The 20811-nt window shown below is 62.6% G+C and carries 20 protein-coding genes; all 20 read left to right on the top strand.

All coding sequences use genetic code 11. The features are described 5' to 3' along the window. The first annotated feature begins 11 nt into the window (after positions 1-11). The 20 genes from nuoL (at position 12) to ureC (ending at position 20235) form a co-directional block, all read left to right on the top strand. The gene (gene nuoL / locus C404_RS42945; protein WP_021194981.1) at positions 12-2069 is read left to right on the top strand and encodes an NADH-quinone oxidoreductase subunit L; all 2058 of its coding nucleotides are present in this window, start codon (positions 12-14) and stop codon (positions 2067-2069) included. Positions 2070-2081: 12 nt separating this feature from the next. Beyond that, positions 2082-3548, top strand: coding sequence for an NADH-quinone oxidoreductase subunit M (locus C404_RS42940; RefSeq protein WP_021194980.1), 1467 nt, complete (start codon positions 2082-2084; stop codon positions 3546-3548). Between the two features lie 16 nt (positions 3549-3564). After that, the gene (gene nuoN / locus C404_RS42935; RefSeq protein ID WP_031329377.1) at positions 3565-5040 is read left to right on the top strand and encodes an NADH-quinone oxidoreductase subunit NuoN; all 1476 of its coding nucleotides are present in this window, start codon (positions 3565-3567) and stop codon (positions 5038-5040) included. Positions 5041-5053: 13 nt separating this feature from the next. Next, positions 5054-5368 (top strand): DUF2818 family protein, encoded by a 315-nt coding sequence (locus C404_RS42930; RefSeq protein ID WP_021194978.1) that lies wholly within the window; start codon positions 5054-5056, stop codon positions 5366-5368. 45 nt (positions 5369-5413) lie between these two features. Then, positions 5414-6034 (top strand): NUDIX domain-containing protein, encoded by a 621-nt coding sequence (locus tag C404_RS42925; RefSeq protein WP_021194977.1) that lies wholly within the window; start codon positions 5414-5416, stop codon positions 6032-6034. A gap of 136 nt (positions 6035-6170) precedes the next feature. Then, positions 6171-6632 (top strand): DUF1178 family protein, encoded by a 462-nt coding sequence (locus C404_RS42920; RefSeq protein WP_021194976.1) that lies wholly within the window; start codon positions 6171-6173, stop codon positions 6630-6632. Positions 6633-6782: 150 nt separating this feature from the next. Continuing rightward, positions 6783-7979, top strand: a complete 1197-nt coding sequence (locus tag C404_RS42915) for an acyl-CoA dehydrogenase family protein (RefSeq protein ID WP_021194975.1) — start codon at positions 6783-6785, stop codon at positions 7977-7979. 24 nt (positions 7980-8003) lie between these two features. Next, on the top strand, positions 8004-9134 hold the full coding sequence (locus C404_RS42910; protein ID WP_021194974.1) for an acyl-CoA dehydrogenase family protein: 1131 nt from the start codon (positions 8004-8006) through the stop codon (positions 9132-9134). A gap of 57 nt (positions 9135-9191) precedes the next feature. Further along, positions 9192-9662 carry a MaoC family dehydratase gene (locus C404_RS42905; protein ID WP_021194973.1) on the top strand — a complete coding sequence of 157 codons (471 nt, stop codon included), beginning with the start codon at positions 9192-9194 and terminating at the stop codon, positions 9660-9662. 39 nt (positions 9663-9701) lie between these two features. Then, the gene (locus tag C404_RS42900) at positions 9702-10181 is read left to right on the top strand and encodes a MaoC family dehydratase (protein WP_021194972.1); all 480 of its coding nucleotides are present in this window, start codon (positions 9702-9704) and stop codon (positions 10179-10181) included. Positions 10182-10447: 266 nt separating this feature from the next. After that, positions 10448-11710: an urea ABC transporter substrate-binding protein gene (gene urtA, locus C404_RS42895; protein WP_021194971.1), complete on the top strand. Its 1263-nt coding sequence runs from the start codon at positions 10448-10450 to the stop codon at positions 11708-11710. Between the two features lie 108 nt (positions 11711-11818). Further along, positions 11819-13450 carry an urea ABC transporter permease subunit UrtB gene (urtB, locus tag C404_RS42890; protein ID WP_081659358.1) on the top strand — a complete coding sequence of 544 codons (1632 nt, stop codon included), beginning with the start codon at positions 11819-11821 and terminating at the stop codon, positions 13448-13450. Between the two features lies 1 nt (position 13451). Beyond that, positions 13452-14636 (top strand): urea ABC transporter permease subunit UrtC, encoded by a 1185-nt coding sequence (gene urtC / locus C404_RS42885; RefSeq protein ID WP_021194969.1) that lies wholly within the window; start codon positions 13452-13454, stop codon positions 14634-14636. Beyond that, positions 14633-15484 carry an urea ABC transporter ATP-binding protein UrtD gene (gene urtD / locus C404_RS42880; RefSeq protein ID WP_021194968.1) on the top strand — a complete coding sequence of 284 codons (852 nt, stop codon included), beginning with the start codon at positions 14633-14635 and terminating at the stop codon, positions 15482-15484. The genes urtC and urtD overlap by 4 nt, the downstream gene beginning before the upstream one ends. Positions 15485-15495: 11 nt before the next feature. Next, positions 15496-16188, top strand: coding sequence for an urea ABC transporter ATP-binding subunit UrtE (gene urtE / locus C404_RS42875; protein WP_021194967.1), 693 nt, complete (start codon positions 15496-15498; stop codon positions 16186-16188). Between the two features lie 90 nt (positions 16189-16278). Beyond that, positions 16279-17166, top strand: a complete 888-nt coding sequence (locus C404_RS42870) for an urease accessory protein UreD (RefSeq protein ID WP_021194966.1) — start codon at positions 16279-16281, stop codon at positions 17164-17166. Positions 17167-17229: 63 nt separating this feature from the next. Further along, entirely contained in the window at positions 17230-17532 is a 303-nt protein-coding gene (gene ureA, locus C404_RS42865; RefSeq protein ID WP_021194965.1) for an urease subunit gamma, read from the top strand. 26 nt (positions 17533-17558) lie between these two features. Continuing rightward, positions 17559-18176 (top strand): HupE/UreJ family protein, encoded by a 618-nt coding sequence (locus C404_RS42860; RefSeq protein WP_021194964.1) that lies wholly within the window; start codon positions 17559-17561, stop codon positions 18174-18176. A gap of 12 nt (positions 18177-18188) precedes the next feature. Further along, positions 18189-18494, top strand: coding sequence for an urease subunit beta (locus C404_RS42855; protein WP_021194963.1), 306 nt, complete (start codon positions 18189-18191; stop codon positions 18492-18494). 22 nt (positions 18495-18516) lie between these two features. After that, complete coding sequence (ureC, locus tag C404_RS42850; protein WP_021194962.1) at positions 18517-20235, top strand: urease subunit alpha; 1719 nt, start codon at positions 18517-18519, stop codon at positions 20233-20235. Positions 20236-20811 lie beyond the last annotated feature (576 nt).

Here is a 20811-nt window from a genome sequence, read left to right as displayed (position 1 = left end):
GAAGCGTTCCAATGGCTACCACGCTCAACCCTAACCTGCTGCTGGCGATTCCGCTTGCGCCGCTGGCCGGCTCAGCGATCGCCGGGCTGTTCGGCACCAAGTTCTTCGGCGAGAAGATCGGCCGCAAGACGTCCCACAGCGTCACCATCCTCGGTGTGGCAATCGCCTTCGTCCTGTCGGTGCTGGTGCTGCTCGACGTCATCGATGGCGCTGGCTATAACGCGACCGTCTACGAATGGATGACGGTCGGCTCGCTGAAGATGGAAGTCGGCTTCCTCATCGATTCGCTCACCGCGATGATGATGTGCGTGGTGACCTTCGTCTCGCTGATGGTGCACATCTACACCATCGGCTATATGGCGGAAGACGACGGCTACAACCGTTTCTTCGCCTACATCTCGCTGTTCACCTTCTCGATGTTGATGCTCGTGATGAGCAACAACTTCCTGCAGCTGTTCTTCGGCTGGGAAGCGGTGGGCCTGGTGTCGTACCTGCTGATCGGTTTCTGGTTCAAGCGCCCGACGGCCATCTACGCCAACATGAAGGCGTTCCTGGTCAACCGCGTTGGTGACTTCGGTTTCGTGCTCGGTATTGGCCTGCTGCTGGCGTACAGCGGTAGCCTGAGCTACGCCGACGTGTTTGCCGCGCGTGACAACCTGGCGACGATCGGTTTCCCGGGCACCGACTGGCACATGCTGACGGTTGCCTGTATCTGCCTGTTCATCGGCGCGATGGGTAAATCGGCACAGTTCCCGCTGCACGTGTGGCTGCCGGACTCAATGGAAGGTCCGACCCCGATTTCCGCACTGATCCACGCGGCCACCATGGTGACCGCCGGTATCTTCATGGTGGCGCGCATGTCGCCGCTGTTCGAACTGTCGGACGCCGCGCTGTCGTTCGTGCTGGTCATTGGCGCGATCACCGCGCTGTTCATGGGTTTCCTGGGCATCATCCAGACCGACATCAAGCGTGTGGTGGCGTACTCGACACTGTCGCAGCTCGGTTACATGACGGTGGCGCTGGGTGCCTCGGCGTACCAAGTGGCTGTGTTCCACCTGATGACGCACGCGTTCTTCAAGGCGCTGCTGTTCCTTGGTGCCGGCTCGGTCATCATGGGCATGCACCACGATCAGGACATGCGGAACATGGGCGGCCTGCGCAAGTACATGCCGATCACGTGGCTGACGTCGCTGGTGGGTTCCCTCGCGCTGATCGGTACGCCGTTCTTCTCGGGCTTCTACTCAAAGGATTCGATCATTGAGGCGGTGGCGGAATCGCACCTGCCCGGCGCTCAATTTGCATACTGGGCCGTGCTGGGTGGCGTGTTCGTGACGGCGTTCTATTCGTTCCGCATGTACTTCCTGGTGTTCCACGGTGAAGAGCGTTTCGGCAAGGCCGATGCCCACCACCACGAACATCACGAAGAGGAAGACGGCGGCCACGAGCATCACGGCCTGGCGCCGGGCGAGAAGCCCCACGAGTCGCCGTGGGTGGTGACGGTGCCGCTGGTGCTGCTGGCGATTCCGTCGGTGGTGATCGGTGCCTGGGCCATTCAGCCGATGCTGTTCGGCGAGTTCTTCAAACACGGCGTGGCATTTGCACAGGTGATCTTCAACGGCGAGAACCACGAAGCCATGAAGGTGCTGGGCGAAGACTTCCATGGCTGGGTTGAGATGGCGGTGCACGGCTTCACCTCGGTGCCGTTCATCCTGCTGGTGTCAGGTGTGGTGCTGTCGTGGTTCTTCTACCTGAAGCGCCCGGACATTCCGGCTGCAATCGCCAAGCGTTTCTCCGGCATCTACAAGCTGCTGGACAACAAGTACTACATGGACAAGATCAACGAGATCGTCTTCGCCAACGGTGCGGTCAAGTTTGGCCGTGGCCTGTGGAAGGGCGGCGATCAGGGCGTGATCGACGGCGTGGTTGTGAACGGCAGCGCGCGTCTGGTGGGTTGGTTCGCGAGCGTCGTGCGCCTGCTCCAGTCCGGCTACATCTATGACTATGCGTTCGCGATGATTGTCGGCACGGTTGGCCTGCTGACGTACTTCGTGTTCCTGGCGGGCAAATAAGGGATAACAAAAATGGTTCTGTCTTTTGCGATCTGGCTGCCGATCTTCTTCGGCGTGCTGGTGCTGGCCTCGGGCTCAGACCGCAATCCCGGTTATGTCCGCTGGATGTCGCTGATCGGCTCGCTGATCAGCTTCGTGATTACGCTGCCGCTGATTACGCGTTTCGATAAGACGACTGCCGCGATGCAGTTCGTCGAGAAGTCGAGTTGGATCGAGCGCTTCCACATCAACTACTACCTGGGTGTCGACGGCATCTCGATGTGGTTCGTGGTGCTGACCGCGTTCATCACGGTGATTGTGGTGATCGCAGCCTGGGAAGTGATCACCGAGCGCGTGGCGCAGTACATGGCCGCGTTCCTGATCCTGTCGGGTCTGATGATCGGCGTGTTCGCGTCGCTCGACGGCATGCTGTTCTACGTGTTCTTCGAAGCCACGCTGATCCCGATGTACATCATCATCGGTGTGTGGGGCGGCCCGAACCGCGTGTACGCGGCGTTCAAGTTCTTCCTGTACACGCTGCTGGGCTCGCTGCTGACGCTGGTTGCGCTGCTGTACCTGTACTTCCACAGCGGTACGTTCGAGATCCTGCAGTGGCATCAGGTCAAGCTGTCGATGAACGAGCAGATCCTGATCTTCATCGCGTTCTTCATGGCCTTTGCCGTGAAGGTGCCGATGTGGCCGGTGCACACCTGGCTGCCGGACGCCCACGTGGAAGCGCCGACTGGCGGTTCCGTGGTGCTGGCCGCGATCATGCTGAAGCTGGGTGCCTACGGTTTCCTGCGGTTCTCGCTGCCGATCGCGCCAGATGCCAGCCATCACCTGTCTGCGTTCATCATCGCGATCTCGCTGATTGCCGTGATCTACATCGGCTTGGTCGCGCTGGTGCAGGCCGACATGAAGAAGCTGGTCGCGTATTCGTCGATCGCGCACATGGGCTTCGTCACGCTGGGCTTCTTCATCTTCAACGAGATCGGTATCGAGGGCGGTATCGTCCAGATGATCTCGCACGGCTTCATCTCGGGCGCGATGTTCCTGTGTATCGGTGTGCTGTATGACCGTGTGCACTCGCGCCAGATTGCCGATTACGGCGGTGTGGTGAACACGATGCCGAAGTTTGCCGCGCTGTCGGTGTTCTTCGCGATGGCCAACTGTGGCCTGCCGGCGACCTCCGGTTTCGTCGGCGAATTCATGGTCATCCTGGGTTCGGTCAAGTACAACTTCTGGATCGGCCTGCTCGCGGCTACCGCGCTGATCTTCGGCGCTGCGTATTCGCTGTGGATGGTCAAGCGCGTGATCTTCGGCGACGTGACGCACAAGCACGTGGCTGAACTGAAAGACCTGAACTGCCGTGAATTCTTCATGCTCGGCGTGCTGGCGATCGCAACGCTTTACATGGGCCTGTATCCGAAGCCCTTTACCGATGTCATGCATGCGTCCGTGGTGAATCTCCTCACCCACGTGGCTCAGAGCAAGCTGTAAGCGGGGAGAAGAAACCATGCAATTGTCCTCATCCATGGCGGCTATCGCCCCGATCATCTTCCTCGCGCTCGGCATCGGTGCCGTCAACTGGATTGACCTGGCGCGCGGTCAGAATCGCAGCAGCGTTGCCTATCCGGTGTCGCTGACGATCACGCTGGTGCTGACCGTCTGGTTTGCCATCAATGCGGCGGCCGGTGAAACGCACTACGTGTTCAGCAACCTGGCCGTGATTGACCCGATGGCCAACGTGCTGTGCTCCGTGGCGGCACTGGCGGTGTTCGTGACGCTGGTCTACACGCGCAAGTACCTTGCCGATCGCGGCATGTACAACGGCGAGTTCTACATGTTCGCGCTGTTCACGCTTGGCGGTCAGGTGGTGATGATCACCGGCAATAACTTCCTGACGCTGTATCTGGGCCTGGAACTGCTGTCGCTCGCTTCGTACACGCTGGTGGCGTTGCGCCGCGGCGCGAATGTCTCGTCGGAATCGGCGATGAAGTATTTCATCCTCGGTGCGCTGGCGTCGGGCCTGCTGCTGTACGGTATGTCGATGATCTACGGCGCGACGGGTTCACTGGATCTGGGTGAGGTGTTCCGCCAGATCAACACCGGCAATATCAACAAGACGATTCTGGTATTCGGCGTGGTGTTCCTGGTAGCAGGTTTGGCATTCAAGCTGGGTGTCGCACCGTTCCACATGTGGGTTCCGGACGTGTATCAGGGTTCGCCGACGGCTGTGACGCTGCTGATCGCCGGTGCGCCGAAGCTGGCTGCATTTGCCATGACGCTGCGCATCCTGGTCGAAGGCCTGCTGCCGCTGGCGTTCGACTGGCAAAACATGCTGATCGTGCTGGCTGTGCTTTCGCTGGCCATCGGTAACATCACCGGTGTGGTGCAGACGAATTTCAAGCGCCTGTTGGGGTATTCGACGGTCTCGCACATGGGCTTCCTGCTGCTGGGTCTGCTGTCGGGCGTGAGCGCCGGCAAGCCTGATCTGACAGCGCAGGCTTACAGCGCGTCGATGTTCTATGCCGTGACCTACGTGCTGACCACGCTGGGCGCCTTCGGGATCATCCTGCTGCTGTCGCGCAAGGGCTATGAGGCGGAAGACATTGCTGACCTGAAGGGCTTGTCGAAGAAGAGCCCGTGGTTTGCACTGCTGACGCTGTTCATGATGATGTCGCTGGCAGGTCTGCCGCCGACGGTCGGCTTCTACGCCAAGCTGTCGGTGCTGGGTGCGGTGGTCGATGCTGGCATGCCGTGGCTGGCCATCGTGGCAGTGCTGTTCTCGCTGGTGGGCGCGTTCTACTACCTGCGCGTCATCAAGGTCATGTACTTTGATGCGCCGACAGATGAGGGTCCGGTGGAAGCCACCTTCGGCCTGCGTTCGGTGCTGTCGGTCAACGGCCTGCTGGTGCTGCTGCTGGGCATTTTCCCGGCCGGCCTGATGGCCCTGTGCTACCAGGCAATCCGCCTGACGCTGGCTTCGTAATCGAGCGCATGCAATGAACGCATCGACGGGCGGCCTGTTTGTCATCGTGTTGGCACTGATCTGTGCCAACCTGCCGTTCGTCAATCAACGCGTGCTGGCCCTGGTGCCCATTCGTTGGATTGGCTGGCCGCGCAAGCCGTTCTGGCTGCGCGGCACCGAGCTGATCGCCATGTATGTTGTGGTGGGGTTGATCGGCTTCGGCATTGAATCGAGCCAGGGTAATGCCTTCCCGCAAGGCTGGCAGTTCTACGCAATCACTGCTTGCCTGATGCTGGTGTTCGCGTTTCCCGGCTTCACGTGGCAATACCTCGTTCGCCACTTCCGTTGATCACCCGCCGGGCAGGCACCCGCTGTCTCGGCATGAGAGAGCGCCATGTCCGATACCAATCCCGCATCTACGATCCCTGCATCTGCAGACACGACGTCTGACCCGGATGCCGGCCTGCGCGAGACCCAGGTCGCATCGGCCTTGATGCATCAAGGTAAGTTCCTCACGCTCAAGCAGGACATCGTCCGCCTGCCGGACGGCCGCAATGCCAGCCGCGAATACCTGATCCACCCGGGTGCAGTCATGATGATCCCGTTGTTTGACGACGGCACCGTGCTGATGGAGCGCCAGTTCCGCTACCCGATCGGTCAGGTGATGATCGAATTCCCCGCCGGCAAGCTTGACCCGCAAGAGGGGGCGCTGGCGTGCGGCAAGCGCGAACTGGTTGAAGAAACCGGCTACACGGCTGAACGCTGGGATTACCTCACGCGCATTCATCCGGTCATCTCGTATTCCACCGAGTTCATCGACATCTATCTCGCCCGCGATCTCAAGCAGGGCGAGGCGATGCTCGACGAAGGTGAATTTCTTGAGACCTTCATCACGCCGGCGGGCCAGTTGATCGACTGGGTACGCGCGGGCAAGATTTCCGACGTGAAGACCATCATCGGCACGTTCTGGCTCGAGAAGATTCTGTCGGGCGCTTGGACGGCAGGTGCTGCCTGAGCCTCTTGCGTAGCCGTCTGATCACGCCTTTTTCCTGTCGTTGTTACCATAGTGAACGGTCGTGCGAAAAAATTAGCACGACCGTTCACAAATTTTCGAATCGGGGATACACTCGTCCCCATGCGCTGGACCGATCATGAAAGTGCTGGACCTCCGCTGTGCCAATGACCACCGCTTCGAAGGCTGGTTCGGCTCCGATGCCGACCTGCAATCACAGCAAGAACGCGGGCTGTTGACGTGCCCGGTTTGCGGTCACAACGAGGTTGAGCGCTTGCCGAGTGCGCCGCGCCTGAATCTGTCGTCGTCACGTGCGGAGAACGCCCACAAAGGCGATACCGCCAAGACAGCGGAAGGCGAGGGCGGTGCGCCCGCAGCCCTGCAACAGCTCTATCTGAAAGCCGTGCGCCATGTCCTGGCCAACACCGAGGACGTTGGTGACCGGTTTGCAGAAGAGGCGCGTCGCATGCATTACGACGAGGCGCCGGAGCGGGGCATTCGCGGGACGACGTCTCGGGAGGAAGCGCAGGAACTGGCAGAGGAAGGCATCGAGGTGATGCCGCTGCTGGTGCCCGATGCGCTCAAGCAGCCCGTGCACTAGTCGCCTCGATTCCTGAGCCTGCTTACGATCCGTAGCGACCAACCTCGGGGCACGCAGTAGGATCGTGAGTAGGCTCGCAGGTCCGCGCCGGTCCGACAGAATGTGCTTCGCCGATTTGCCGCGGCGGAGCGCCAACCACAGGAGACAGGCATGGATCTGAACTACTCGGCGGCCGATGATGCGTTCCGCCAGGAAGTCCGCGGCTGGCTGCAAGCCAATCTGCCCAAGGACATCCAAGACAAGGTGTTGAACCACCGCCGCCTGAACCGCGAAGATTTCGTTCGCTGGCACAAGGCATTGGCGGGCAAGGGCTGGTCGGTACCGCACTGGCCTGTCGAGTGGGGCGGTACCGGCTGGTCCCCCATCCAAAAGCATATCTGGGACGAGGAGTGCGCTGAGATTGGCGCGCCTGGCGTGCTGCCGTTCGGCGTCAGCATGGTCGCCCCCGTGATCATGAAGTACGGCAACGAAGCGCAGAAGCGCTACTTCCTGCCGCGCATTGTCGATTGCACCGACTGGTGGTGCCAGGGCTACTCCGAGCCGGGTTCGGGCTCCGATCTCGCCTCGGTCAAGACCCGCGCCGTGCGTGAGGGCGATCACTACATCGTCAACGGCCAGAAGACCTGGACCACGCTCGGCCAGCACGCCGACATGATCTTCTGCCTGGTCCGGACCGACCCGGACGCCAAAAAGCAAGAGGGCATTTCGTTCCTGCTGATCGACATGAAGACGCCGGGCATCACCGTGCGCCCGATCATCATGTTGGACGAAGAGCACGAAGTGAACGAGGTGTTTTTCGACAACGTGAAGGTGCCGGTCGACAACCTCATCGGCGAGGAAAACCGCGGCTGGACGTACGCCAAGTACCTGCTCGGCCATGAGCGTACCGGCATTGCACGCGTGGGCAACTCCAAGCGTGAACTGGCGTTTCTCAAGCGCGTGGCATTGCAGCACCAGAAGAACGGCAAGCCACTGCTGCAGGACCCGGTGTTCGGCGCCAAGGTGGCCGCGCTGGAGATCGAACTGCTGGCGCTTGAGATCACCGTGCTGCGCGTGGTGTCGAGCGAGAACGCCGGCAAGGGCCCCGGCCCCGAGGCCTCGCTGCTCAAGATCAAGGGCACGCAGATTCAGCAGATGCTGACCGAGCTGATGGTTGAGGCCGTGGGCCCGTACGCTCAGCCGTTCGACCCGAGCTATCTGGAAGGCCAACACCAGCAGGCCGTGACCGGCGACAACGATGCAGCGCCGCTCGCGCCGTACTACTTCAACTATCGCAAGACCTCCATCTACGGCGGGTCGAACGAGATCCAGCGCAACATCATCTCGCAGATGATCCTCGGCGTCTGATCAGAACGGATAACGGAGACAACCATGGATTTCTCGTTCACCGACGAACAGAAGCAACTGGCCGATGCGGTGCGTCGCTTTGTCGACAAGGACTACGGCTTCGAGGCGCGCAACAAGATCGTGTACTCGCCCGAGGGCGTGTCGCAGAGCGCTTGGGACAGCATTGCCGAACTGGGCTTGACCGCGCTGCCGGTGCCGGAAGCGCAAGGCGGTTTCGACGGCCGCGCGATGGACCTGCTGGTGGTGATGCAGCAGCTGGGCCGTGGACTGGTGGTGGAGCCGTATCAGGCCACCGTGCTGGGTGCACAGGCGCTCAAGCTGGCGGGTGGTCAGGATGCGCTGCTGGAGCAGGTGGCTGGTGGTGCCGTCAAGCTGGCCATTGCCTTTGGCGAGCGCCAATCGCGCTACGAACTCTTCAACGTCACCACGCGCGCAGCGCAGCAGGGCAGCGGCTGGACGATCACCGGCGAGAAGGCCGTGGTCGTGCACGGCGCACAGGCCGACAAGCTGATCGTCTCCGCACGTACGGGCGGTGAGGCACGCGATACCGCCGGCCTGTCGCTGTTCGTGGTCGACCGCGATGCCGCAGGCGTGACGGTCAAGGACTACCGCACCATCGACAACCTGCATGCAGCCGACATCCGCTTCGACAACGCGCCGGCCACGCTGCTGGGCAAGGCTGGCGACGCATGGGAAACCATTGATGCGGTGGCCGACTTGGGTTGTGTGCTGCTGTGCGCCGAGGCCGTCGGCCTGATCGACGCGCTGAACGCCGCCACGCTGGAATACACGAAGACGCGTCAGCAGTTTGGCGTGCCCATCGCGCGTTTCCAGGCGCTACAGCATCGCATGGTCGACATGTTCATCCATGCCGAGCAGGCGCGTTCGATCACGTATCTGGCCGCTGCGCACTTTGAGGACGGCGATGTCGAGGCACGCCGCCGCTACGTGTCGGCTGCCAAAGCTCGCGTTGGCCAGGCGGCACGCGACGTTGGCCAGGAGGCTGTGCAGCTGCATGGCGGCATGGGTGTGACCAACGAATTGCCGGCCGCGCACATGTTCAAGCGGCTCACCATGATCAACACGACGCTTGGCGACGTGGATCACCACTTGGCACGCTTCGCAACGCTGCCGGGTTTCCAGAACGCGGCGTAACTGCAGTCATCGGCGCCCCGCTTCAACGCGGGGCGTTTGTCATTTGGAGGACGCGACATGACAGAAGCAACACGATCGTACGACTTCTATTTCGACGATTTTGAAGTCGGTCGTACGCTGCAGATGGGCACGTACACCGTTACCGAAGAAGAGATTCTGACCTTCGCGCGGCAATATGATCCGCAGCCGTTTCACGTGGATGCGGAAGCTGCCAAGCACAGCATCTACGGCGGCATCATCTCCAGCGGCTGGATGACCTGCTCGATCATGATGCGACTCATGGTGACGGGCTTTCTCGGCAAGGCGGCCAGCATGGGCTCGCCGGGCGTGGACGAAATCCGCTGGATGAAGCCCGTGTATCCGGGCGACACGCTGTCGGTGTCGAGCACGTGTATGGAGATCAAACCGTCGCAGTCGAAGCCGGATCGTGGCGTGGCGATCAACCGCTGGGAAGCGCGCAACCAGCGCGGTGAGCTGGTCTGCACCGTCACAGGCATGGGCCTGTTCGGGCGACGTCCTGCCGCCTGATTGGAATCGGCATCACACAACAACAAGGAGACAACCCAGATGCGCATCATTGAATCGCTCGACGAGCTGCAAGGATTGATTGGTCAGGAAGTCGCGGTGAGCGATTGGACCGAGATCACACAGCAGCAGGTCAACCTGTTTGCCGAGGCGACGGGCGATCACCAGTGGATTCACGTGGATGTGGAGCGAGCCAAACGTGAGTCGCCGTTTGGGGCGCCAGTGGCGCACGGCTTTCTGACGCTCTCGCTGCTGCCGATGCTGATGGCGAATGCGATCAGCATGCCGGACGTGAAGATGGGCGTGAACTACGGCTTGAACAAGGTTCGCTTTACGGCGCCGGTGCCGGTTGGTAGCCGCGTGCGTGCGCGCATGACGCTGCTGGAGATGGAAGTGCTGCCGCCGCTGCCGAATGCTCCTGCATTGGCCGGCGCGCAACTGACTTGGACAGTGACTATCGAACGCGAAGGGCAGGAGCGCCCGGTTTGCGTGGCGGAGTCGATCTCGCGCCGCTATTCCTGACGGGCGTTTCTTCGCAAGCTCACGGGCCGGCGCAATGCCGGCCTTTTCTTTTTGCGCACGGTTTTCCTTTGCGCTCTGCCAGTTCTGTGCTTGTCCGCGCGTGCCCCAAGCGCGCGCATCACGGCGGGGAAATGCGCGGACTTGGCGCACTTCTGGCACCGTTTTGGCGCGGATTTCCCTTCGAGTGAGCGAAAAGTGATGGCACGGTAGTTGCACTTTTAGCTCCCGGGAGTCGTTCTCGCCACCAATAGACCCAAGGAGCCGCAATGAAACGTCGTGCGCTGTTGAAGCTGTCAGCCGTTGGTGCTGCAGCACTGTTGTCCGTGTCGAATTTTGCGTTTGCTCAGGCAAAAGAGCCGATCAAGGTCGGCATCCTGCACTCGCTGTCGGGCACCATGGCCATCTCGGAAACGTCGCTGAAAGACGTGGCGCTGATGACCATCGATGAGATCAACAAGAGCGGCGGCGTGCTCGGCCGCAAGCTGGAGCCGGTGGTGGTGGATCCAGCCTCGAACTGGCCGCTGTTTGCCGAGAAGGCGCGCGGTCTGCTCACGCAGGACAAGGTGGCTGTCACGTTCGGCTGCTGGACGTCGGTGTCGCGCAAGTCGGTGCTGCCGGTGTATGAGGAACTGAACGGCCTGCTGTTCTATCCGGTGCAGTACGAAGGCGAAGAGATGTCGAAGAACGTGTTCTACACCGGTGCCGCCCCCAACCAGCAAGCGATTCCGGCGGTGGAATACCTGATGAGCAAGGAAGGCGGCGGCGCCAAGCGCTTCTTCCTGCTGGGCACGGATTACGTGTACCCGCGTACCACCAACAAGATCCTGCGCGCGTTCTTGCACAGCAAGGGTGTGAAGGACGGCGACATCGAAGAGGTCTATACCCCCTTCGGCCACTCCGATTACCAGACCATCGTTGCCAACATCAAGAAGTTCTCGCAGGGCGGCAAGACGGCGGTCATCTCCACCATCAACGGCGATTCCAACGTGCCGTTCTACAAGGAGCTCGGCAACGCGGGCCTGAAGGCCAAGGACGTGCCGGTGGTGGCGTTCTCGGTGGGTGAGGAAGAGCTGCGCGGCATTGATACGAAACCGCTGGCCGGCCAGCTTGCCGCATGGAACTACTTCATGTCGGTCAAGAACCCCGTCAACGACGACTTCAAGAAGAAGTGGGCCGCATGGGTCAAGGCCAACAACCTGCCTGGCGGCGACAAGCGCGTCACCAACGACCCGATGGAAGCCACCTACGTCGGCATCATGATGTGGAAGCAAGCCGTCGAGAAGGCCGGCACTACCGACGTGGACAAGGTGCGCCAGGCCATGTACGGCCAGCAGTTCAAGGCGCCGTCGGGCTTCACGCTGGTGATGAACAACAACCATCACCTGAGCAAGCCCGTGATGATTGGCGAGGTGCGCGGCGATGGCCAGTTCAACGTCGTGTGGAAGACGCCAACGGTGATCCGCGCCAAGCCGTGGAGCCCGTACATCCCGGGCAACGAAGGCAAGCCTGACATGGTTGCAAGCAAGTGATGTGATCAGGCAGATCGGCTGCACGTGATGTTGTGGCCGATCTTTCGAATGACGCTGTACGACGTGGCACCCGCTTGGTATCTGCGGGGTGCCACGCATCGGATTGCCATGATGCGTTTGTCTCGCTGGTTGTCTCTTTCTCTTGCCGCACTGCTGTGCGCGCTGTGCCTGGCCGCCGTGCCTGCTGCCTCGTCGTGGGCCGCAGGGCAACCGCTGACCCAGGCTGACCTCAAGCCCCTGGCCGAAGACGACTTCGATGCCAAGGTGAAGACGCTCAACGCATTGGCCGCCGCGCCTGCCGAACAGGCTGGCCCCATCCTGCAGGCACTGCAGAACGATGCGCTGTTCTTCGCACCCGCCGCCGGCATGGTGCGCCAGGATGGTGAACGCTATCTCGATGCGATCTCTGGCCAGCCGGTGACGGTCAAGGCAGACGATCTGCAATCCCTCACACTGAACAACGCGCTGCGCTCGCAAGTGGAAAGCGCGGCGAGCGGCTTCGTGCTGCAATCGCCGGACCGCGCCGTGCGTGCGCAGGCGGTGGATACGTTACTGACGCATCCGGAGACGGCCTCGCGCCCGATCGTCGATGCCGCGCGCAAGCACGAGACCGATGCCGCCTTGCGCGCCAAGCTCGATTTGCTGTGGGCCAACCTCGCGCTCGACGACGGCACGCATGCCGAAAAGCTCGAAGCCCTCAAGCTGCTGGCCAACGACACCGACCCGCAAACGCGTCAGCGCCTGCTGCCGCTGCTTGCCAAGGACAGCGGCGCTGATGACGAACTGCGCACCGCTGCACAACAGGCACTCGATAGCCTGTCTGCGCAACAACGCAAGACCGAACTGGTGGGCAACCTATTCGCCGGCCTGAGCCTGGGCTCGGTGCTGCTGCTGGCTGCCCTGGGGCTGGCCATCACCTATGGCCTGATCGGCGTCATCAACATGGCGCACGGTGAGTTCCTGATGATCGGCGCGTATGCCACGTATGTGGTGCAAACGATTTTCCGCGCGCACTTCCCGAATGCGTTCGACTGGTATCTGCCGGCGGCGCTGCCGGCAGCCTTCCTGGCGGCCGCAGTCGTCGGCTTTGCGCTGGAGCGGCTGGTGCTGCGTCACCTGTATGGCCGTCCGCTGGAAACGCTGCTCGCCACCTTCGGGATCAGCCTGCTGCTGATGCAGGCCGTGCGTTCGATCTTCGGCGCGCAGAACGTGGAGGTGGCCAACCCGAGCTGGATGAGTGGCGGCATTGCGCTGACTCCGGGCCTGATCCTGCCGTACAACCGGCTCGTGATCCTGCTGTTTGCGCTGGCGGTGGTGGCGATTGCTTGGGGCGTGCTCAACCGTACGCGCCTGGGCCTGTTCGTTCGCGCCACCACGCAGAACCGCACGATGGCCGCCTGCGTGGGCGTGCGTACGTGGAAGGTCGACAGTTACGCCTTCGCCTTCGGTGCGGGCATTGCCGGGCTGGGCGGCTGCGCGCTCTCGCAGATCGGCAACGTCGGGCCGGACCTCGGCCAGAGCTACATCATCGATTCGTTCATGGCCGTGGTGCTGGGCGGGGTGGGGCAGTTGGCCGGCACCATCATCGGTGCGTTCGGGCTGGGGCTCATCAACAAGTTCATCGAGCCGTTCTATGGCGCGGTGCTGGCGAAGATCATCGTGCTGGTGCTGATCGTGCTGTTCATCCAGAAGCGTCCGCAGGGCCTGTTCGCTCTCAAGGGCCGCAGCGCGGAGGCCTGATATGACGACGACGCAATTCAAACTCGATATTCCGGCGCGCATGCCGTTGCTGTCGCGGCGTGGGTGGTCTGCACTGGTGCTGGTGTCGCTCATCGTCTGCATTGGCGCACCGGTGTGTGCGTTGCTGGTGCCGGAGGGTAGCCCGCTGCATCTGTCGGCGTATGCGCTCACGTTGATCGGCAAGATCATGTGCTATGCGCTGGCGGCATTGGCGCTCGATCTGGTGTGGGGCTACTGCGGCATCCTGAGCCTTGGCCACGGCGTGTTCTTTGCGCTGGGTGGTTACGCCATGGGCATGTACCTGATGCGCTCCATCGGCCGAGAAGGCGTGTACAAGAGCGACCTGCCGGACTTCATGGTCTTTCTCGACTGGAAGGAGTTGCCCTGGTTCTGGCACGGCACCGAGCACTTCGCGTGGGCCATGCTGCTGGTGATTCTCGTGCCCGGTGTGCTGGCGTGGCTGTTCGGCTTCTTCGCGTTCCGCTCGCGGGTGAAGGGCGTGTACCTGTCGATCATCACGCAGGCGATGACGTACGCGGCCATGCTGCTGTTCTTCCGCAATGAGACGGGTTTTGGCGGCAACAACGGCTTTACCGATTTCAAGCGCATCCTCGGTTTCCAGATTTCCGCATTGCCGACGCGCACCGTCCTATTTGTCGCGACGTTCGTGGCGCTGGTGCTGGCGTTCATCGCCTGCCGCGCCATCGTAACGTCCAAGTTCGGGCGCGTGGTGACGGCCATCCGCGATGCCGAGGCGCGCGTGATGTTCTCGGGCTACAACCCGCTCGGCTACAAGCTGTTCGTGTGGACGTTCTCGGCGGTGTTGTGCGGCATTGCGGGTGCGCTGTATGTGCCGCAGGTCGGCATCATCAACCCGGGCGAGATGTCGCCGGGCAACTCGATCGAGATGGCGGTGTGGGTGGCCGTTGGCGGACGCGGCACGTTGATCGGCCCGATCATCGGCGCGTTCCTCGTCAACGGGGCCAAGACGCTCCTGACGGCATGGGTGCCGGAGTACTGGCTGTTCGTGCTCGGCGCGATCTTCGTGCTGGTGACGCTGTATCTGCCGAACGGCGTGCTGGGGGTGTTGGGCAAGCTGCGTATGCAGAAGCGCGCGCCTGCACAAGGCAAGGCACCTGAAGCCAAGGCGGCCGCTGCCGCACCGCCCGCCGGAGACCACGCATGAGCACCTTCACCGAACTCCCCGACCGTGCGGAGACCGGCACCGCCACCGGCATGGGCCACCTGGTCGAGCCGGACACAATCGACGTCTCGCACGGCGCCATCCTGTATCTCGAAGATGTGACGGTGCGCTTTGGCGGCTTTCGCGCACTGAACGCGCTCACGCTGTCGATCGACCACGGCGAGCTGCGCTGCATCATCGGCCCCAACGGCGCAGGCAAGACCACGATGATGGACGTGATCACCGGCAAGACCGGGCCGCGCAATGCCGATGTGACGGGGCGCGTTTTCCTCGGCCAGAGCATCGACTTGCTGCGCCTGACCGAGCCACGCATCGCGCAAATCGGTATTGGCCGCAAGTTCCAGAAGCCCACGGTGTTCGAGCAGCACACCGTGTGGGAAAACCTGGAACTGGCGATGAAGGCTGACAAGCGCTGGTGGGTGTCGCTGCGTGCGCGCCTGCTGAACGACGGTCGCCAACGCATCGAAGAGACGCTCGGCCGCATTCATCTGGAAGCAGACGCATATCGGCCCGCCGGTTTGCTCTCGCACGGGCAGAAGCAGCGGCTGGAGATCGGCATGCTGCTGATGCAGCAACCGCAACTGCTGCTGCTCGACGAGCCTGTCGCCGGCATGACGGACGAAGAAACGATGCAACTGGCCACGCTGCTCAACGGCCTGCGTGGCTCGTGCTCGATCATGGTGGTGGAGCACGACATGGAGTTCGTTGCCGCGCTGGCGGGGGAGACGGGGCGCGTGACTGTGCTGGCTGAAGGCAGCGTTCTGGCCGAAGGCACGCTCGATGCCGTCAAGCGCGATGAACGCGTGATCGAATCCTACCTAGGGCGCTAAGGACACACGCGATGCTCACCATTGCTCAACTGAACCAGTTCTACGGCGGCAGCCACATCCTGCGCAATGTCAGCTTCGAGGTGCCGGCAGGCAAGCTGACCGCGCTGCTTGGCCGCAACGGCGTCGGCAAGACGACGCTGCTCAAGTGCCTGATGGGCGTTGTGCCCACCGCCAGCGGCGCGATCGATTGGGAGGGGCATGCCATCCAGAAGCTGCCCGCGTACGAGCGCGTCTCGCAGGGTCTCGCCTATGTGCCACAGGGCCGCGAGATCTTCCCGCGCCTGACGGTGGAAGAGAACCTGCTGATCGGGGCCGCCGCCAAGCGTGCGCCGTCCAAGGTGCCGGATTCGATCTACGAGCTGTTCCCGGTGCTCAAGGAGATGAAGGGTCGGCGCGGTGGCGATCTGTCCGGCGGCCAGCAACAGCAACTCGCCATTGGCCGCGCGCTGATGAGCGAGCCGCGCCTGCTGATCCTGGACGAGCCGACCGAGGGCATCCAGCCCTCCATCATCCAGGAGATCGGCCGTACGCTGCGGCGTCTGGTGGACGAATTTGGCATGTCAGTGCTGCTGGTCGAGCAGTACTACGACTTCGCACGCAGCATTGCCGATCGCTACGTCGTCATGAGCCGCGGCGAGGTGATCGCCCAGGGCGACGGCGCCAACATGGAAGCCGATGGCGTACGTGATCTGGTCGCTGTTTGACGCACAGGTGTCTTGCAGAAAAAGTCGAGTGCGAAACCTGCGGCATCTGGCTATGATGGGAAAAATCCGAGCTGCAGTGCAGCACCACTGATGCGCCATCCCGATTTTCCTGTTCCGCCGCAGACCGATTCTTTCGCGTCCTGGGAAGCCTCCCTGCGGCTGGCGTTTGCGCGCCGGGGGGAGCGGACCGTGCTGGCCGAGTGCCGCCACCGTGGGCCGCTGCGTGTGCAGAAGGCGTTGTACCCGGAAGGCGAGCGTGTGTGCCATGTGGTTATGCTGCACCCGCCCGCTGGCATTGCCGGCGGCGACGTACTTGACATCGATATCGACCTGGGCGCCGATGCGCATGCCGTGCTGACCACCCCCGGCGCCACCAAGTGGTACAAGTCGCTCGGCCGTACGGCCACGCAGCGCGTTGCCATCCGCGCGGAAGCCGGGGCGCGGCTCGACTGGCTGCCGCAGGAGAACATCGTCTTCAACCAGGCGTGCCCGGTCATCGACCTGACGCTGGACTTGGCCCCCGGGGCTACGGCCATCGGCTGGGACACCACCATGCTTGGCCGTCACGCCGCCGGCGAGTCGTGGGCCGAAGGTCGCATCGCCATGCATACGGCATTGCGTTGCAACGGCCAGCCGCTGTGGATCGAGTCGGCGGCATTCGACGCGCAATCGCCCGTGTTGAACACGACGACGGGCATGGCGGGTTTCCACGTCGTCGGCACGCTGTGGGCGGTGGGTGAGGGCGCCACCGAAGCCCTGGCCGAAGCGATGGCCGAACACCTGCCGTACAACGACACCCTGCGTGCCGGCGTGACTTGTCTCACGCAAGACGTGCCCGGCCTGCCAAACCTTTTGCTGCTGCGCGTGCTTGCACGCCGGCCCGAAGATGCGCGCGCCTTGCTGTCACAGACCTGGCTGGCGCTGCGCGAACCGATGCATGGCGTGGCGGGCCGTCCGCTGCGCTTGTGGTCCACATGATGGCGACGTGACCCTGTGCCGTCCAACTGAACTCCCAAAGAACCTCACCGAAGAGAGCCCCTCGTGGAACTGACCCCGCGCGAAAAAGACAAGCTGCTGATCTTCACCGCCGCCTTGCTGGCCGAGCGCCGCAAAGGCCGCGGCCTCAAGCTCAACTACCCGGAAGCCGTCGCCTTCATCAGTGCCGCGATCATGGAAGGCGCGCGCGATGGCCGCACGGTGGCTGAGCTGATGCACTACGGCACGACGCTGCTCTCACGTGAAGACGTGATGGACGGCGTGGCCGAGATGATTCCCGATATCCAGGTCGAAGCCACATTCCCGGACGGTACCAAGCTGGTTACCGTCCATCACCCGATTGTTTGAACGCCCATCACAGAACGAGTCCTGCCATGACGCACACCCTGTCTCGCATCGTCCGGCCTGCTGTTGCCATTGCGCTTACGTTTGGCGCTTCCATTGCCTTCGCCCACCCGGGGCATCCGGGCCATACCGCTGAGGGCAGCCTGCTCGCCGGGTTCCTGCATCCGCTCACGGGTGCCGACCACCTGCTGGCGATGGTGGCCGTGGGCGTATGGAGCGCGCTGGCCTCGCGTTCCGTGCGGGATGCGCTGTGGGCGCCGGTCGCCTTTGTTGCGCTGATGGTCATGGGCGCGCTGCTCGGTGCAGGCGGCGTGGCGCTGCCGATGGCCGAACCGATGATCGCCGCATCGCTGCTGGTGTTCGGCCTGCTGATCGCCGCTCGCGCACAACTGCCGACGTGGGGCGGTGCGCTGCTGTGCGGCGCGTTCGCGCTGTTCCACGGCTATGCGCACGGCACCGAATTCCCGGCAGGCGCGCAGGCCATGTTCCCGTACTTCGTCGGCGGCTTTGCCGTGGCGACGGCGCTGCTGCATACCGCCGGTATCGGCGCAGGGTTCGCGCTCAAGCCGCGTCTGGCGTGGCTGGCGCGTCTGTCGGGCGTGGGTGTGGCGCTGTACGGCGCGGGCCTGCTGGCTGCGGCCGTCTGAGCGAGGCACACCATGATCCCCGGCGAACTCATCCCGCAAGACGGCGAACTCGAATTGAATGTGGGCCGGCCCACGATGACAGTCACGGTAGCCAACACCGGCGACCGCCCCGTGCAGATCGGCTCGCACTACCACTTTTATGAGGTGAACGACGCGCTGCACTTTGGCCGCGACGCCACCCGTGGCTACCGGCTCAACATTGCCGCCGGCACCGCCGTGCGCTTCGAGCCGGGGCAGGAACGCACGGTCGAACTCGTGGCGCTGGCCGGTGACCGTGTGGTCTACGGCTTTGCCGGCCGCGTGATGGGCAAGCTGTAAAGCTGACGCAGAAGGAACGGACATGACACTCAAGATCAACCGCCGCGCCTATGCGGAAATGTTCGGCCCCACCACGGGTGACCGCCTGCGCCTGGCCGACACCGACCTCATCGTCGAAGTCGAACGCGACTTCACCATCTACGGTGAGGAAGTGAAGTTCGGCGGCGGCAAGGTCATCCGCGACGGCATGGGCCAGAGCCAGCGCGAATCGAAAGACTGCGCCGACACCGTCATCACCAACGCGCTGATCATCGACCACTGGGGCATCGTCAAGGCCGACATCGGCCTCAAGAACGGGCGCATTGCGGCGATCGGCAAGGCGGGCAACCCGGACATCCAGCCCGGCGTGACCATCGTGATCGGGCCCGGCACCGAGATCATCGCGGGCGAGGGCATGATCGTCACTGCTGGCGGCGTGGATACGCACATCCACTTCATCTGCCCGCAGCAGATTGACGAAGCGCTCAACAGCGGTGTGACGACGATGATCGGCGGTGGGACGGGGCCGGCCACAGGCACGTATGCCACCACGTGCACGTCTGGCCCGTGGTACATGCAGCGCATGCTGCAGGCCGCCGATGCGTACCCGATGAACATCGGCTTCCTGGGCAAGGGTAACGGCAGCCTGCCGGGTGCGCTGCGCGAGCAGGTCGACGCCGGCGCCATCGGCCTGAAGCTGCACGAAGACTGGGGCTCCACGCCCGCCGCCATCGACTGCTGCCTGGGCGTGGCCGACGACACCGACACGCAGGTCGCCATCCACACCGATACGTTGAACGAATCGGGCTTCGTGGAAGCCACCGTCGCGGCGTTCAAAGGCCGCACGATCCACACGTATCACACCGAAGGCGCGGGCGGTGGGCATGCGCCGGACATCATCCGCGTGTGTGGTGAGTCGAACGTACTGCCGTCGTCGACCAACCCGACGCGGCCGTTCACCGTCAACACGCTGGACGAGCATCTCGACATGCTGATGGTGTGTCACCACCTCGATGCGTCCATCGCTGAAGACATCGCCTTTGCCGAGAGCCGCATCCGCCGCGAGACCATCGCCGCCGAAGACATCCTGCACGACCTGGGCGCGTTCTCGATGATCTCCAGCGACTCGCAGGCGATGGGCCGCGTCGGCGAAGTCGTGCTGCGCACCTGGCAGACCGCGCACAAGATGAAGGTGCAGCGCGGCAAGCTGGCCGGTGACCCGAACGATGCGCGTGGTGGGCACGACAACTTTCGCGTGAAGCGTTACGTGGCCAAGTACACGATCAACCCGGCGCTGACGCATGGCATTGCGCATGAAGTCGGCTCCGTTGAAGTCGGCAAGTGGGCGGACTTGGTGCTGTGGAAGCCCGCGTTCTTTGGTGTGAAGCCCAGCTTGATCTTGAAGGGCGGGATGATTGCTTCCGCTGCGATGGGCGATGCCAATGCGTCGATCCCCACGCCACAGCCTGTCCACTATCGGCCGATGTTTGGATCGGCGGGTGGGGCGTTGGGGCGGACGTCACTGACCTTCCTGTCGCAGTCGGCGGCTGCTGCCGGCGTAGCGGAGCAATATGGGCTGGCTAAGACCACTGCGGTGGTCAAGGGCACGCGGACTGTCAGCAAGGCGGACATGATCCACAACGACTGGCAGCCGGATATCAGCGTCGATCCGGAGACGTATCAGGTGATTGCCGATGGCACGGTGCTGACTTGCGAGCCGGCTGAGGTTCTGCCGATGGCGCAGCGGTATTTCTTGTTTTAGATTTTGGGGTGGGGGTTGGGCGCTGGTGGTCCATCCCCTTTTCGTACCCTGCCGGGCACGACACACTTTTCTTTGTCTTGCCAAAGAAAAGTAAGCAAAAGAAAGGCGCGCCCGAGATGGCGACACCCCCCTCGAATTTGCGTAACCGGGCGGGGAGGGAGGCAAACTCGCTGCGCTCAAACAAGCCTCCCTCCTTTATCCGCCCGCTTACGAAAATTCAAGGCGCCATCAAGGGCAGGAACGTCAAAGGCCACACCGACGGGGAACAAAAGTGGGCGCCAAGGCTCGGTTGATTGCGTGATTGCGTGATTGCGTGATTGCGTGATTGCGTGATTGCGTGATTGCGTGATTGCGTGATGCGCGGCGAAGACGCAAGACGTCGGACGGAGTGGTGCACGGGCAAGAGATTGTGTGCTTTACCTTGCCCTAGATGGCGCCTTGAATTTCTGTTGCAGGGAGGAAAAAGGAAGGGAAACTGTTTGAGCGCAGCGAGTTTTTCCCTTCCCCTCCCTGCGGCATAAATTCAAGGAGTGTTTCGCCATCTTGGGCGCGCCTTTCTTTGCTTACTTTCTTTGG

This window comes from Ralstonia sp. AU12-08, from assembly GCF_000442475.1.
GTDB lineage: Bacteria > Pseudomonadota > Gammaproteobacteria > Burkholderiales > Burkholderiaceae > Ralstonia > Ralstonia insidiosa.
This window is presented reverse-complemented; position numbering and strand designations above follow the sequence as displayed.

Excerpts from the sequence above, each read along its gene's own strand:
- nuoL (WP_021194981.1), top strand. The coding sequence starts at position 12 with ATGGCTACCACGCTCAACCCTAACCTGCTGCTGGCGATTCCGCTTGCG.
- C404_RS42940 (WP_021194980.1), top strand. The coding sequence starts at position 2,082 with ATGGTTCTGTCTTTTGCGATCTGGCTGCCGATCTTCTTCGGCGTGCTG.
- nuoN (WP_031329377.1), top strand. The coding sequence starts at position 3,565 with ATGCAATTGTCCTCATCCATGGCGGCTATCGCCCCGATCATCTTCCTC.
- C404_RS42930 (WP_021194978.1), top strand. The coding sequence starts at position 5,054 with ATGAACGCATCGACGGGCGGCCTGTTTGTCATCGTGTTGGCACTGATC.
- C404_RS42925 (WP_021194977.1), top strand. The coding sequence starts at position 5,414 with ATGTCCGATACCAATCCCGCATCTACGATCCCTGCATCTGCAGACACG.
- C404_RS42920 (WP_021194976.1), top strand. The coding sequence starts at position 6,171 with ATGAAAGTGCTGGACCTCCGCTGTGCCAATGACCACCGCTTCGAAGGC.
- C404_RS42915 (WP_021194975.1), top strand. The coding sequence starts at position 6,783 with ATGGATCTGAACTACTCGGCGGCCGATGATGCGTTCCGCCAGGAAGTC.
- C404_RS42910 (WP_021194974.1), top strand. The coding sequence starts at position 8,004 with ATGGATTTCTCGTTCACCGACGAACAGAAGCAACTGGCCGATGCGGTG.
- C404_RS42905 (WP_021194973.1), top strand. The coding sequence starts at position 9,192 with ATGACAGAAGCAACACGATCGTACGACTTCTATTTCGACGATTTTGAA.
- C404_RS42900 (WP_021194972.1), top strand. The coding sequence starts at position 9,702 with ATGCGCATCATTGAATCGCTCGACGAGCTGCAAGGATTGATTGGTCAG.
- urtA (WP_021194971.1), top strand. The coding sequence starts at position 10,448 with ATGAAACGTCGTGCGCTGTTGAAGCTGTCAGCCGTTGGTGCTGCAGCA.
- urtB (WP_081659358.1), top strand. The coding sequence starts at position 11,819 with ATGATGCGTTTGTCTCGCTGGTTGTCTCTTTCTCTTGCCGCACTGCTG.
- urtC (WP_021194969.1), top strand. The coding sequence starts at position 13,452 with ATGACGACGACGCAATTCAAACTCGATATTCCGGCGCGCATGCCGTTG.
- urtD (WP_021194968.1), top strand. The coding sequence starts at position 14,633 with ATGAGCACCTTCACCGAACTCCCCGACCGTGCGGAGACCGGCACCGCC.
- urtE (WP_021194967.1), top strand. The coding sequence starts at position 15,496 with ATGCTCACCATTGCTCAACTGAACCAGTTCTACGGCGGCAGCCACATC.
- C404_RS42870 (WP_021194966.1), top strand. The coding sequence starts at position 16,279 with ATGCGCCATCCCGATTTTCCTGTTCCGCCGCAGACCGATTCTTTCGCG.
- C404_RS42860 (WP_021194964.1), top strand. The coding sequence starts at position 17,559 with ATGACGCACACCCTGTCTCGCATCGTCCGGCCTGCTGTTGCCATTGCG.
- C404_RS42855 (WP_021194963.1), top strand. The coding sequence starts at position 18,189 with ATGATCCCCGGCGAACTCATCCCGCAAGACGGCGAACTCGAATTGAAT.
- ureC (WP_021194962.1), top strand. The coding sequence starts at position 18,517 with ATGACACTCAAGATCAACCGCCGCGCCTATGCGGAAATGTTCGGCCCC.